16 protein-coding genes are annotated in these 12,507 nt (G+C 60.2%); 15 read left to right on the top strand and 1 reads right to left on the bottom strand.

Annotation, left to right across the window (positions count from 1 at the left end):
- Positions 1-10 precede the first annotated feature (10 nt).
- From prfB to AA0535_RS15775, 12 genes are all read left to right on the top strand, one after another.
- Positions 11-1,142, top strand: a protein-coding gene (gene prfB, locus AA0535_RS09630; RefSeq protein WP_264815780.1) for a peptide chain release factor 2 whose coding sequence is annotated in 2 segments (ribosomal slippage) — positions 11-79 and positions 81-1,142 — 1,131 coding nt in all. Because the reading frame shifts where the segments join, the coding sequence is not laid out codon by codon here.
- 387 nt (positions 1,143-1,529) lie between these two features.
- Positions 1,530-2,189 carry an energy transducer TonB gene (locus tag AA0535_RS09625; protein ID WP_264815779.1) on the top strand — a complete coding sequence of 220 codons (660 nt, stop codon included), beginning with the start codon at positions 1,530-1,532 and terminating at the stop codon, positions 2,187-2,189.
- 203 nt (positions 2,190-2,392) lie between these two features.
- Entirely contained in the window at positions 2,393-3,451 is a 1,059-nt protein-coding gene (locus AA0535_RS09620) for a MotA/TolQ/ExbB proton channel family protein (protein WP_264815778.1), read from the top strand.
- A gap of 2 nt (positions 3,452-3,453) precedes the next feature.
- Positions 3,454-3,876: an ExbD/TolR family protein gene (locus AA0535_RS09615; protein WP_023979754.1), complete on the top strand. Its 423-nt coding sequence runs from the start codon at positions 3,454-3,456 to the stop codon at positions 3,874-3,876.
- A gap of 121 nt (positions 3,877-3,997) precedes the next feature.
- Positions 3,998-4,432, top strand: a complete 435-nt coding sequence (locus AA0535_RS09610; RefSeq protein WP_127103116.1) for an ExbD/TolR family protein — start codon at positions 3,998-4,000, stop codon at positions 4,430-4,432.
- Entirely contained in the window at positions 4,433-5,689 is a 1,257-nt protein-coding gene (locus AA0535_RS09605; protein WP_264815777.1) for a tetratricopeptide repeat protein, read from the top strand.
- Between the two features lie 99 nt (positions 5,690-5,788).
- Positions 5,789-6,565 carry a response regulator gene (locus AA0535_RS09600; protein ID WP_264815776.1) on the top strand — a complete coding sequence of 259 codons (777 nt, stop codon included), beginning with the start codon at positions 5,789-5,791 and terminating at the stop codon, positions 6,563-6,565.
- Between the two features lie 6 nt (positions 6,566-6,571).
- The gene (locus AA0535_RS09595; protein ID WP_264815774.1) at positions 6,572-7,933 is read left to right on the top strand and encodes an ATP-binding protein; all 1,362 of its coding nucleotides are present in this window, start codon (positions 6,572-6,574) and stop codon (positions 7,931-7,933) included.
- Between the two features lie 75 nt (positions 7,934-8,008).
- Complete coding sequence (locus tag AA0535_RS09590) at positions 8,009-8,572, top strand: NifU family protein (protein ID WP_264815773.1); 564 nt, start codon at positions 8,009-8,011, stop codon at positions 8,570-8,572.
- A gap of 4 nt (positions 8,573-8,576) precedes the next feature.
- Complete coding sequence (locus tag AA0535_RS09585) at positions 8,577-9,194, top strand: malonic semialdehyde reductase (protein WP_373319306.1); 618 nt, start codon at positions 8,577-8,579, stop codon at positions 9,192-9,194.
- Between the two features lie 11 nt (positions 9,195-9,205).
- Entirely contained in the window at positions 9,206-9,838 is a 633-nt protein-coding gene (locus tag AA0535_RS09580) for a tRNA threonylcarbamoyladenosine biosynthesis protein TsaB (protein WP_264815772.1), read from the top strand.
- Positions 9,838-10,302, top strand: a complete 465-nt coding sequence (locus tag AA0535_RS15775) for a GNAT family N-acetyltransferase (RefSeq protein ID WP_373319305.1) — start codon at positions 9,838-9,840, stop codon at positions 10,300-10,302. Before AA0535_RS09580 ends, AA0535_RS15775 begins: the two co-directional genes overlap by 1 nt.
- On the opposite strand, the gene AA0535_RS09570 is transcribed toward AA0535_RS15775, so the two are convergent.
- On the bottom strand, positions 10,275-10,508 hold the full coding sequence (locus AA0535_RS09570) for a sulfurtransferase TusA family protein (protein WP_264815769.1): 234 nt from the start codon (positions 10,506-10,508) through the stop codon (positions 10,275-10,277). The genes AA0535_RS15775 and AA0535_RS09570 overlap by 28 nt on opposite strands.
- A 99-nt stretch (positions 10,509-10,607) precedes the next feature.
- Between AA0535_RS09570 and AA0535_RS09565 the strand changes: the two genes are divergently transcribed.
- From AA0535_RS09565 to AA0535_RS09555, 3 genes are all read left to right on the top strand, one after another.
- Complete coding sequence (locus tag AA0535_RS09565) at positions 10,608-11,006, top strand: MucR family transcriptional regulator (protein WP_264815767.1); 399 nt, start codon at positions 10,608-10,610, stop codon at positions 11,004-11,006.
- Between the two features lie 66 nt (positions 11,007-11,072).
- Positions 11,073-11,567, top strand: coding sequence for a Fur family transcriptional regulator (locus AA0535_RS09560; RefSeq protein WP_264815765.1), 495 nt, complete (start codon positions 11,073-11,075; stop codon positions 11,565-11,567).
- A 23-nt stretch (positions 11,568-11,590) separates the two neighbouring features.
- Positions 11,591-12,463 carry a GNAT family N-acetyltransferase gene (locus tag AA0535_RS09555; RefSeq protein WP_264815804.1) on the top strand — a complete coding sequence of 291 codons (873 nt, stop codon included), beginning with the start codon at positions 11,591-11,593 and terminating at the stop codon, positions 12,461-12,463.
- The last annotated feature ends 44 nt before the right edge of the window (positions 12,464-12,507 follow it).

Genomic DNA, 12,507 nt, shown 5'->3' with positions numbered 1-12,507 from the left:
AGCATGAATCATGTCGGCCGAAACCGAGGCCCTATCGGAGCAGATCAAGCAGTCGGTGGCACTGCTGAGGAGGCATCTTTGACTGGGATGCTGCACAGACACGTCTCGCCGAACTCAATCATCGCGTAGAAGACCCCGACCTCTGGAACGATGCCGACGCTGCGCAGAAGCTGATGCGCGAGCGGACGCTGCTGGCCACGCAGATCGAGGGAGTCGAGAAGATCGAGCAGGATACTGCCGATATGCTCGAGCTTGTCGAACTGGCTGAGGAAGAGCAGGATCAGGATACAGTCGCCGAGGCGGTCGCAACCTTGCGCAAGCTGGCTGAGCAGGCCAATGCACGCCAGATCGAGAGCCTGCTCTCAGGCGAGGCAGACAGCAATGACTGCTATATCGAGGTCAATGCGGGTGCTGGTGGCACGGAGGCCCAGGACTGGGCCGAGATGATGCTGCGCATGTACACGCGCTGGGCCGAGCAGCGCGGCTACAAGGTGACCATCATGGAAACCAGTGAGGGCGAGCAGGCAGGTATCAAATCCGCCACGCTTCTGGTCACGGGCGCCAATGCCTATGGCTGGCTCAAGACTGAAGCGGGTGTGCATCGTCTGGTGCGTATCTCGCCCTTCGATGCCGCGGCACGACGTCAGACCTCCTTTGCATCCGTCTGGGTCTACCCTGTGGTCGATGACACCATCGAGATCGAGGTCAATGACGGCGATCTGAAGGTCGATACCTTCCGTGCCTCCGGTGCGGGTGGGCAGCACGTCAACAAGACCGATTCGGCGATTCGCATCACCCATATGCCGACGGGAATCGTGGTGGCCTGTCAGACCGACCGCTCGCAGCACCGCAACAGGGCTACGGCCATGCAAATGCTGAAGGCCCGGTTGTATGAGGCCGAGTTGCAGAAGCGTGAGGCAGCGGCGGCCCAGACCGAAGCGGCGAAGACCGATATTGGCTGGGGACATCAGATTCGGTCATACGTTCTGGCGCCGTATCAATTGGTCAAGGATCTGCGTACCGGGGTGGAAAAAGGTAATCCCGATGCAGTGCTCGATGGTGCGCTGGACGATTTCATGTCTGCCGCCCTTGCTCAACGCGTCGGCGCAACGCGTTCGGAAGCCAGCGCCAACGCCCAATAGGGCTCCGGCATCCTAAGGGGCTGAATCTCTTGCTGGGCAAGACTTTCAGCCCCTTTTTGCGCGTTTCACAAATATTACTCTTGCAGTGAATTAATGTTCCGTTTCACTGTGTCTCAAAGTGTCGTGTCGCTGGTATGCAATCCATTGCCCACCGGAAAATGGCATGAACGAAACGAAACTGACTTGACAGCAATGCCTTACCTTTGCCCAATTTGCACGGGAGCCATGCGCTGGGAGCATGGTAAACATTTCGGGATGTGTCGGCCAGACTGACGCCTGACCGGAACGCAAGTCGCATGGGGCGGTTGCGATAATGACAAGTCGGTCCGCCCCTCTCGCCAAGAGAGGTGTGGGGCTCAGGACAGAGGGTTTGGAGTGACACAACCGATGAACTACGCCGAGCAGGAGCGACGCCCGACGAAGTACATCGTCGGCATCGCAATCGCTGTGCTCTTCCACATCGTTGTGATCTACGCCTTGGTGAACGGATTGGGTTCGAAGATCGTCGAACAGTTCCATCCGCCGATCAAGACGAAGATCATCACGGAACCGAAGAAGCCGCCGCCGCCGCCGCCACCGCCGCCGCCGCCGCAGATGACGACGCCGCCGCCGCCGTACATACCGCCGCCGAAGATCCAGATTCAGCCGCCGCCACAGAAGCATGTGATCAAGCAGGTCACGCATGAGAAGCCGCCGGCACCTGTGCCGCCAGCCAATAATGCGCCGCCCGCTCCCGCAGCGCCTCCTGGCCCGCCTGTACCGGATCACTCGGCTGGTGCTTCGCCGATCAACGGTGCCCGTCCGGTCTTCCCTGAGGAAATGCTGGAAGAAAACCGTGAAGGCAGTGTCACGGTGGCCTGCGATATCGGCACGGATGGTCGTACATCGAACTGTCAGGTGACCAATTCGACCGGCGGCCACGCCTTCGTCGAGGCGGCCATGGAGTTCCTCCGCAAGGCCCGTTACCAGCCTGCGGTCACGAACGGACAGGCGGTGGTCGAGCACCATCATACCCTGCACATCAACTTCACCCTGGGTGACGACTGAGTGCAGCGCGGCCGGGACGAAAAACCCGGTCGCACACAGGAATGACGGGAAAAGGAGCCTCGCTGCTCCGGATTCCAGTGGGGCAGGGGGCAGGCAGCCTCCGCGCCCCGAATAGTGAGAAACCAAGCCGCGCCCGCCCGTGAGCGTGCCGGCACTGCCAGAGTCCTTCTAGAAGGGGCTCTTTTTCAGAGGATTTGGAGTTAATGACGAGACTGTTCCGCCTTCCCGCTCTCGCCGCCCCGGCCCTGGCAGTCACGCTTGCCGTGGCGCAAGGTGTGGTCGTGCCGGCCGTTGCTCTTGCCCAGGAAACACCGGCTGCCCAGCCTGCCGCTCCTGCTCCCGACGCTGCCGCTCCGGCTCAGGGCGCGCCCGCTCCCGCGGCGCCTGACGCAGCCGCACCTGGCGCTCCTGCCCCCGACGCTGCGGCTCCGGCTGCTGGCGCCCCGGCTCCCGATGCCGCCGCTCCGGCCGCTCCGGCTCCTGACGCTGCTGCTCCCGCTCCCGAGGCTCCTGCCGAAGCTACCGCGCCGAAGTCGCAGGAAAACCCGTATGGCCTGAGCGCGCTCTGGTCCAATGGTGACGCGATTGCCCGTGGCGTTCTGATCATCATGGTCATCATGTCTGCCGGCACCTGGATCATCATGGTCACGAAGTTCCTGGAGCAGTCCAAGGTCTTCGCCGCTTCCAAGGAAGCCGCCCGCGAATTCTGGACCAAGCCGACCGTTCAGGAAGGCGCTGCTGCCCTGAAGCCGGCTTCGCCGTTCCGCTATATCGCCGAGACCGGCATTGTTGCTGCCGAGCACCATGAAGGCTCGATGCGCGACGCCATCGACCTGCACAGCTGGACCGCCATGTCCGTTCAGCGCTCGGTCGACACCATCAACACGCGTCTGCAGGGCGGCCTCGCCTTCCTCGGCACCGTGGGTTCGACCTCGCCGTTCGTCGGTCTGTTCGGCACCGTTTGGGGTATCTATCACGCCCTGACCGCCATCGGCATTGCAGGCCAGGCCTCGATCGACAAGGTTGCCGGCCCGGTTGGTGAATCGCTCATCATGACGGCTATCGGTCTTGCCACCGCTGTTCCGGCCGTTCTTGGGTACAACCTGCTGGTTCGCCGCAACAAGGGCGCCATGGACCGCGTGCGTAACTTCGCCGCTGACGTCCAGTCCGTCCTGCTGGGTGGCTTCCGTCACGGTGTCGCCCCGACGGTGAGCGCCGACCACAGCCCGACGACCACGACCACCAGCTCGCGAGTTGCCTGATCATGGCGATGAACGTCGGTGGGGGTGGTGAAGAAGACGAAGTCGTCTCGGCGATCAACACGACGCCGCTCGTCGACGTCATGCTTGTTCTTCTCATCATCTTCCTGATCACCATCCCGGTTGCGACGCATTCCGTGAAGGTGCAGCTGCCGCGCGACGCCAACCAGCCGACCCAGACCAAGCCAGGCAATATCGTCCTGGCGGTCACGGCGAATGGTCAGGCGTACTGGAACGAAGTTCCATTGCGCGGTCATCAGGATCTGCTCGATCGTCTCGAGAAGGTCGCGGTCATCAAGCCTCAGCCCCAGATCCAGATCCGGGGCGACGGCAAGGCCCGTTACGAAGCTGTCGGCAAGATTGTTGCGACCTGCCAGGAAGCTGGCATCTATCGCATCGATTTCATCACCGAGCAGCCTCACTCCTGATTTCGGTCAGGACCCCGCTTCAGGAGTGCCCTGCTGACCCCACGAGGCGGCAGGGCACTCCGGCTCCGTTTTTCCCGGATGCCGGTCTTGGCCGGCTTTCCGCCTGTTGGAGAGTTCCCTCATGGCCATGAGCGTTGGATCCGACAGCACGCATGAAGACGAGGGCATCGTCGATATCAACACGACGCCCCTGATCGACGTCATGCTCGTGCTGCTCATCATGCTGATCATCACCATCCCGCTTCAGACGCATTCGGTCGCGCTGGACCTGCCGCAGGGCAATCCGCCGCCGAGCACAGAAGAGCCCAAGGTTGTCACCGTTGCGGTGGACTTCGACAATTCCATCAGCTGGAATGGCGAACCCGTCTCCTCCGAGGCCGATCTTCAGGCGCGCTTCATGAACGCGGCCAACATGCCCGATCAGCCCGAGATGCATATTCACCCAAATCGCCTGGCGGACTACAAGACCGTGGCCCATGTGCTCGCCGACGCTCAGCGTCTTGGCATCACCAAGCTCGGTATTGTGGGTCAAGACCAGTTCATGGAAGGACAGTAAGTGCGTTTTCCCCGTTGTTCTCGCGCCCTCCTGGTTGCCAGCTCGCTTCTGGCCGCCTCCTCTTTCGTTCCCGTCATCGGGTCGAGCCTGGTCACGGTCGTTCACGCTGAAGACCAGCTGAGTGCCAAGGTCGGCAAACCCCTGCAGGATGCGCAAACGGCTCTGGGCGCGAAGAACTACGCCAAGGCCATGAGTGCGGTGAACGCCGCTGACGCGGTACCGGGGAAAACCGATTACGAGAAATACACCATTGCCCAGATGCGTGCCGCCGTCGCGGCCTCGTCGGGCGATGTGGCTGCCGCTTCCAAGGCGTATGACGTGCTTATCGCATCGCCTCGCACTCCGGCAGCCGCCAAGCAGCAGATGCTGATGGCCAATGCGACCATGGCCTATAATGCCAAGGATTACGCACAGGCTGTACCGGCTATCGAACGCTATCTGAAGATTGCTGGGCCGAACGCCCAGATGCAGACGCTTCTGGTCCAGTCCTACTATCTGCAGCAGGATTACAAGAACGCAGCGCGTGTCCAGCAGGACCAGATCAACGCCGAGATCAAGGCGAAGCGTATCCCTGCCGAGAACCAGCTCCAGTTCCTGGCGACCTGCTATCACCAGATGAAAGATTCGGCCAACGAGACGCACGCTTACGTGCTTCTGGCCAAGTATTATTCCAAGCCCGATTACTGGGCGATGCTGATCCACAATCTTGCGGCTGACCCGCAAATGCCTGATGCGCTCACCTTCAATCTCGAGCGTCTGCGCATGGCCACCGGCGTACTTAAAGAGCCGTCAGATTACATGGACATGGTCGAGCGCGCCGTGCAGGGCGGTCTGCCCCAGCTTGGGCTCAATCTCATGAATCAGGCCTATGCCAGCGGGGCGCTCGGCAAGGATGCCGGCGCGGCCCGTGAGGCACGCCTCAAGGCCATGGTCGTGAAACGCGCTGCCGAGGTAAAGGCGAGCCTCGCCGCCGATGCCGAAGCCGCCCGTAAGATGCCCAATGCGGCTCCGTCGCTGACAACAGGCTACAACCTTGTCCTCAACGGGCAGGTCGATGCGGGTCTGGCTCTGATGCGTGAGGGCCTGGCAAAGAATCCTACCGCGCCTGAGGGGGCCAAGCTGCTATATGGCATGGCGCAGATGGATGGCGGTCGCAAGGATGACGCCGTCAAGACCTTTGCCGAGGTCCATGGCGATCACGGATCGCAGGATCTTGCCCAGCTCTGGGCGCTCCTTGTAACGAAACCATCGAAGTGAGGTAAAACGCGTCGAAATCCTATCGAAACGGTTGTTCTTGCGCGAACTGAGACATAAATTGTATCAAATCTCGTTTACCACAGAATGATCGATGGGATAATGACGACAGCACCATCCGCCCCGACACCGGCTCCCGACCTGCCTGCCCGTATCCTTATCGTTGAAGATGACCCCGGAATGCGCACCCTGATCCAGAGGGCGCTCCAGGGCGACGGGTTCCGGGTTCGCAGCGTCGCCTCAGGGGATGAGATGTGGGATGCTCTGGCAGTAGGTCCGGTCGATCTTTTCGTCATGGACGTCATGCTTCCAAAGACGAGCGGCGTTGAGCTCTGCCGTGCCATCCGCAACGGGCAGGGCACCAACCACCCCGGCGAGGCTCCGCTCGCCCAGACCCCGATCATCATGGTTTCTGCCCGCGGTGAAGAACGCGATCGCGTTCTCGGCCTTGAAATCGGCGCAGATGATTATGTCGCAAAGCCCTTTGGCCAGCGCGAATTGCTTGCCCGTGTGCGCGCCGTTCTGCGCCGTGGCCAGAATGCAGCCCCCACCGAGGTTTCTCGCAAGGAGACGATCCTGTTTGCCGGATGGAAGCTCGACCTCCGCCGCCGCGAACTGACCGACCCTTCAGGGGCTGTCGTGGATATCTCGGGTGCCGAGCATGACCTTCTGACCAGCTTCCTCGACAACCCCCAGCGCGTTATTGCCCGTGATCGTCTGCTGGAGCTGTCCCGCACGCGTCTTGGCGACGTGTCCGACCGTAGCATCGATGTGCTTGTCAGCCGTCTCCGCCGCAAGCTCGGGGCCGATGCCGATGCGTTGATCCGTACCGTGCGTGGTCTCGGCTACATCTTCGTCGCTGAAGTCGAGCGCGTCTAAGGCCCTATGCCGTTCAGTCTCGGAGGGGGGCATACGCCCCGGATCATTCGCCTTTGGCCTGTGGGTCTGGTCGGTCGCGTCAGTGTCGTCCTACTCGCGGCCGTCATCCTGGTCTTCGTTGCCAGTGCTTTCTTTTATGAAGAGGCCGAGACCTATATCGATGATGACAGCCGGATCACCCAGCTAGCAGAGGAGCTCAGCACCGACCTTCGTGTGTTGCGCACCACGCCAATCAGCCAGCGCGGACTCCTTGGCGCCCTCCTCTCCGACAACGGCATCAGTGTCAGCTGGCGTTCAGCCAACCAGCCTATCGACCTCGATCAGCCGCATCGCTTGCGGCAGGTCGAGGAAAGTCTGATCGCCAATGACCGTGATCTCGGCAAGGCCGATATCCGGGTATGGGCCGATCGGGCCGACTCATCCAGCATTCACGGCAGTCTGCAACTTGCAGATGGCAGTCGCCTTGCCTTTAACGTGCCGGGAATTCTGAAGCATCGGCACATGACCGGCGGTCTCGCATCTGCTGCGATTACCGCGGGCGCCGTCGCAATTGCGGCGGCCATGATTGTGCGATCACTCAGCACGCCGTTGCGTGCTTTGGCACAGGTCGCAGACAGTATTGCAAAGTCCGATGATATGCAGTGGACGATGGTTGATGAGCGAGGACCGCGTGAAGTGCGCGGCCTCGCCAAAGCCATCAACAAGATGCAGCATCGCATCCGGCGTTTGATCAACGACCGCACCGAGATTCTTGCTGCAGTCTCCCACGATCTCCGCACGCCGCTCGCCCGTTTGAGACTGCGTGCCGGGTTCATGGATGACGAAGAGACCCAAACTGCGATCGAGGCCGATATCGACGAGATGGAAGCCATGGTGACAGGTGTCCTGGCCTATCTCGCCGGTGACCTGGATCCGGAACCGGTCAAGCAGGTCGATCTTGTCGCCATACTCAACACCCTGCTGGATTCGCAGAGCGATCGCGGGCGCGAAACGAGCTATACCGGCCCTGACCGCTGTCAGGCGATGGTGCGTCCTCTGGCCATCAAGCGGGTCTTTGCCAACCTCATCGACAATGCCTGTAATTATGGCGGTGATGCTCACGTCACGCTCGAGACGGACGGCAGGCAGGCTGTCATCGCCGTGATCGATGACGGTCCCGGCATTCCCGAGGCCGAACTTGAGAAGGTGCTGTCAGCTTTTTATCGCGTCGAAGGATCACGGTCGCGGGCAACCGGGGGGATGGGGCTCGGCCTTGCCATTGTCACGCGTGAAGTCGGGCGGGCAGGCGGTAAAGTCGATCTGCGCAATGTTCCGGGCCGTGGCCTCTGTGTCGAGATCACCCTGCCATTGGGTGTCGCCAAAGCGTGAATCCGGGGATAAAGGACTTGCGGAGTCGCGATTGATGGCACATGTCACAGCAGCAACCGTTATCTGAGAGCTGTGATGTTTATCGAGACTGAGGATACCCCCAATCCTGCCACTCTGAAGTTCCTGCCGGGTCGCGCTGTGACCGGGCATCGTGGGACCGCAGATTTTGCCGAAAAATCCGCTGCCGAAGGGCGCTCGCCCCTGGCCTCGTCGCTCTTTGCGGTTGATGGCGTGAGCGGCGTCTTCCTGGGTGGTGACTTCATTTCTGTCACCAAGACGGATGAATTCAGCTGGAATACACTCAAGCCTTTGTTGCTGGCAGCGATCACATCGCATTTCGAATCCGGTGCGCCCTGCCTTGAATCGGTAGCGGAAACCGAAGAAGAGGCGATTGCCCCCGAAGATGAGGCTGTCGTTGCTCAGATCCGGGAATTGCTCGACACCCGTGTTCGCCCTGCCGTTGCAGGAGATGGGGGTGATATCGTATTCAGGGGATATCGTGACGGTGTGGTTCGCCTGACGATGCAGGGCGCCTGCGCAGGGTGCCCCTCATCCCGCGCCACGCTGAAACACGGCGTTGAAAACATGCTGCGACACTACGTTCCTGAAGTGGTGGCGGTTGAGCAGGTCGAGGATTGATCGAGTGAGTGAAAGTCAGCCAGAGTTTCCGCCCACGGCACCCCTGGATGACAACGCTCTGAACCAGCTCTTTCGGCAGGCCCGTACGGCGACAGAATGGGCGGCACGCCCGGTCGAGCGCGAAACGCTGGTCGCCCTGTATGATCTGGTCAAACTGGGTCCGACCTCCGGGAATTGCAGCCCGGCACGCTTCGTGTTTCTGACAGCCGATGACATGAAGGAACGATTGAGATCGGCGCTTTCGGCAGGCAATGTCGAGCGCTGCCTGACCGCACCTGTTATCGTGCTGGTCTGTCATGACCCTCTTTTTTTCGAGCATCTGCCCCGCCTGAGCCGCGAAGACAATCTTCGGAACTGGTTCGCCGCAGATGTCGGCCTCTCCGAGGAAACCGCTTTTCGCAACGGTTCGCTTCAGGGGGGCTATCTGCTGATGGCTGCACGCGCCCTGGGTCTCTCGGTCGCGCCATTCTCGGGGTTCGATGCTTACTCCATCGAGGATATCTTCCTCGCTGATACGGGATGGCGCGTTAATTTCATCGTCGGGCTTGGCTATGCTGATGCACCGCCCCGACAGGAACGGGCCATGCGGCTCGGATTTGACGAAGCCTGTCTCGTCCTCTGATGGATTCTGACTTGCGCAGTCTCGTGCTCAATGCCGCGAGCCTTGGTCCCTCCAGCACAGGCGATGTGGCGGCCTTCAATGGCCGGAGACTGGTCCAGCATGACCGTCTTGATGGTATCGGAGCAACCGGGGCGCTTCCCGCCAAATGCCGGGATATGATCCGTGATCTTGGCTGGAAGAACGGGCCGGATCTTATCATAGCAGTGCTCGGTCCAGGTTCCTTCACCGGTCTGCGCGCCAGTCTCTCCTTGGCCAATGGTCTGGCCTTCGGGTTTGGTGCGAGACTCCGGGGTGTCACGACGGGCGCCTGTTTCCGCACAAGGCTTGGCTGGGAGAACACCATTTGCGTGACACAGGCCAGACGCGACAGAGTTTTCGTGGAATGGCCGGATGGCAGTTTCTGGGCGGGTTCTCCTGCGGAATGCCCTGTCCCAGAGGAAGCAATTCTTGTGGGGCCGGGATCGAGCGCTGTCTCCCCCCCGGGGACTGATCACCCCCAGGTGATCTGGACGGGTGGCCCCGATATCGCGTGGGTGCTGGAGGCAGGGCTGTTGTCGGACGACCGTTCCGTCCTCTCACCCCTCTATATTGACGCCCCGGAAGCCAAATTGCCTGCTCGCGGCCTGAGGCCTGCACCGTTCTGATGAGGGCGGCGTTCCATTGCACGCTTATAGGGGAGGCCCATGCTCCTGTCTGCGCTGCCCTCCACCGTGATGGGTTCAGCAAAGCAGAGCAATGGAGTCCAGATTCCTTTTCATCTCTTCTGCGCACGGAAGGCACGATCGGTTGGATTGCCCTGAAGGGGGATCTGCCAGTCGGCTTGGTCCTGCTCCGCCATTGTGCCGGTGAGGCCGAAATCCTGACCATTGTCGTAGCCAACGCCTTCAGGCGCCAGGGTGTGGCGGCCTCCCTGCTGGGCGCAGCGCTCGGTCACCTGCGCAACCTCGCTGTTGAAGCATTATTTCTCGAGGTGTCGAAGCAGAATGAACCTGCTCTTGCTTTTTATTTGGGGCTTGGCTTTCAACATTGCGGCGTAAGGCGCGCATATTACCATGATGGGAGCGACGCCGCTGTCTTGCGTTATGATTTGACAAACGAGATTCGGTAATCCGCGATCGTCGTGTCCCGCGGCGCCGAGCATTGCGGGATCTGGCCCAGTGTTTCCAGAAGGCGCATCACATTCCGCCGCGTTTCCTCACCCTTCAGAAGGATGTGGATATCTGTGCCGGGCGCGGCGCGATCGAAAGAAAGACGGACGTAAACCGTCGTCATGGGACATATCTTGTCTGTGATATCAATAATCTGACTGGTCATCAAATCGAAGACCTGTAGTTATTTATGAGATTTTCTTGGACTGTATCGTTCATTCAGTATATCTCTCTTTCTAAGATATATTCATCGGGGAGAACTTACATGTCAGGCGATCCGGACAACTTGACCCTGCAAAAGCTGACCACACAAATTATATCGGCTTATGTGGCCCATAATGAAGTTTCTGGTCAGGACCTGCCGGCGCTTATACGGACCGTGCATCAGACCTTGTCCACTGTCACCAATACCAAGCCCGAGATCGTCAAGCCGACACCTGCTGTTTCACCCAAGAAATCAGTATTTCCCGATTATATCATCTGCCTTGAGGATGGCAAAAAGCTCAAGCTGCTTCGCCGCCATCTTCAGACCGTCTATGACATGACACCTCAGCAATATCGCGAGCGCTGGGATCTCCCTCCGGAATATCCGATGGTTGCGCCGAATTACGCCAGCCATCGTTCGAATTTGGCGCGCAAGATCGGTCTCGGTCACAGGAGGTGAGAAAGCCGCTCTTTGCCCGCTACTTAACGTTGGCAAAGGGCCGGAATTTCGGCTACGCCCTTTCTCATGGTATCTGAAGCGAAAGCTGACGCAAAGCGAAGCGGGCGGGCTCAGGATGAGTCGCGCATCGGGCAATTATGCATCGACCGGGGGCTCAAGATGACCGGGCAGCGCCGCGTTATTGCGCGTGTGCTGTCCGAGGCTGAGGATCATCCCGACGTCGAGGAACTCTATCGGCGTGCGTCGCAGATGGATGCCCGGATCTCGATCGCAACGGTCTACCGTACCGTTCGCCTGCTCGAGGAAAAAGGGATTCTCGAACGTCGCGACTTCGGCGGTGGCCGCGCCCGTTATGAGGCAAGCGAGCCAGGTCACCAGCACCATTATCATCTGATCGATGTCGATACCGGGCATGTTGTCGAGTTCGAGGACGAGGACCACGCAGCCCTTATGGAAACATTGGCGCGCCGTCTTGGCTTTGACCTCGTTTCTCACCGTCTCGAGCTTTTCGGTCGGCGCGCCCCCCAGAAATCAGGCGAGACAACAGGTCAGGACGGATGAACGCGAAACCCTCCCATGCCGAGATGTTCCGCCTTCTGGTCACGGATGGTGATGACTCGGCATCTGCCGGTCAGTCCTTGTCCACGCTTGATCTGGCGCGCGACACTTTTCCGGAACTGCGCGGGGGGCAACTTGGGGTCCGTATCGCTACCACGGATGCAGAACGTGAGGCCGCACAGGCTCTGCGCTATCGCGTCTTTTTCGAGGAGATGGGCGCGCGCGCGGACGAGCGGACGGCTCGTCTGAAACGCGACATCGATGATTTCGATGAGGTGGCAGACCACCTGCTCGTCATCGATCATGCTGTATCTTCCGGCGCGGAAGGTGTGGTTGGCACCTATCGCCTGCTCACCAGCGACAAGGCAGCCCTCCTCGGGCGGTACTATACATCGAGCGAGTACGATATCTCGGCACTCACCGAGTTTCCAGGGCGCCTGCTTGAAGTAGGTCGCTCCTGCGTCGACAAGCGTTATCGCGGTCGCTCGGCCATGCAGCTTCTGTGGCGTGGCATCGCCTCCTACATCTTCCTGCACCGTATTGATGTGCTTTTTGGTTGCGCCAGCCTGCCGGGGACGAATCCCGAGCTCATGGCCGATGAACTGACCTATCTCTATCATAACCATCTCGCACCGCCGGCCCTGCGCATTCGCGCTCTGCCGGATCGCTATGTCGATATGCAGCGCAGTGACCCGCATCTGCTGGATCACCGCAAATGCCTGTCCAGATTGCCGCCCCTGATCAAGGGATATCTGCGTCTGGGCGGCTTCATCGGTGATGGTGCAGTGGTTGACGAGCAGTTCAATACGACCGATGTGGCCGTTCTCGTGAAAAGCGAGCTGCTGGCGGACAAATATTATCGACATTATGAGCGCCGCTTGCGAGACGCTCTCGAATAGTCCAGGAGCACTACGTGACATTCCGGCTCAGGAATTCCCCTTTC

The sequence above is a fragment of the Asaia krungthepensis NRIC 0535 genome (assembly GCF_025995175.1).
Classification (GTDB): Bacteria; Pseudomonadota; Alphaproteobacteria; order Acetobacterales; family Acetobacteraceae; genus Asaia; species Asaia krungthepensis.
The sequence above is the reverse complement of the archived record's forward strand: the minus strand, read 5'-3'. Positions and strand labels throughout refer to the sequence as shown.

Bases quoted from the DNA above. Each gene is read 5' to 3' on its own strand.
- AA0535_RS09625 (WP_264815779.1), top strand. From the start codon at position 1,530: ATGAACTACGCCGAGCAGGAGCGACGCCCGACGAAGTACATCGTCGGC.
- AA0535_RS09620 (WP_264815778.1), top strand. From the start codon at position 2,393: ATGACGAGACTGTTCCGCCTTCCCGCTCTCGCCGCCCCGGCCCTGGCA.
- AA0535_RS09615 (WP_023979754.1), top strand. From the start codon at position 3,454: ATGGCGATGAACGTCGGTGGGGGTGGTGAAGAAGACGAAGTCGTCTCG.
- AA0535_RS09610 (WP_127103116.1), top strand. From the start codon at position 3,998: ATGGCCATGAGCGTTGGATCCGACAGCACGCATGAAGACGAGGGCATC.
- AA0535_RS09600 (WP_264815776.1), top strand. From the start codon at position 5,789: ATGACGACAGCACCATCCGCCCCGACACCGGCTCCCGACCTGCCTGCC.
- AA0535_RS09595 (WP_264815774.1), top strand. From the start codon at position 6,572: ATGCCGTTCAGTCTCGGAGGGGGGCATACGCCCCGGATCATTCGCCTT.
- AA0535_RS09590 (WP_264815773.1), top strand. From the start codon at position 8,009: ATGTTTATCGAGACTGAGGATACCCCCAATCCTGCCACTCTGAAGTTC.
- AA0535_RS15775 (WP_373319305.1), top strand. From the start codon at position 9,838: ATGAGGGCGGCGTTCCATTGCACGCTTATAGGGGAGGCCCATGCTCCT.
- AA0535_RS09570 (WP_264815769.1), bottom strand. From the start codon at position 10,508: ATGACCAGTCAGATTATTGATATCACAGACAAGATATGTCCCATGACG.
- AA0535_RS09565 (WP_264815767.1), top strand. From the start codon at position 10,608: ATGTCAGGCGATCCGGACAACTTGACCCTGCAAAAGCTGACCACACAA.
- AA0535_RS09560 (WP_264815765.1), top strand. From the start codon at position 11,073: ATGGTATCTGAAGCGAAAGCTGACGCAAAGCGAAGCGGGCGGGCTCAG.
- AA0535_RS09555 (WP_264815804.1), top strand. From the start codon at position 11,591: ATGTTCCGCCTTCTGGTCACGGATGGTGATGACTCGGCATCTGCCGGT.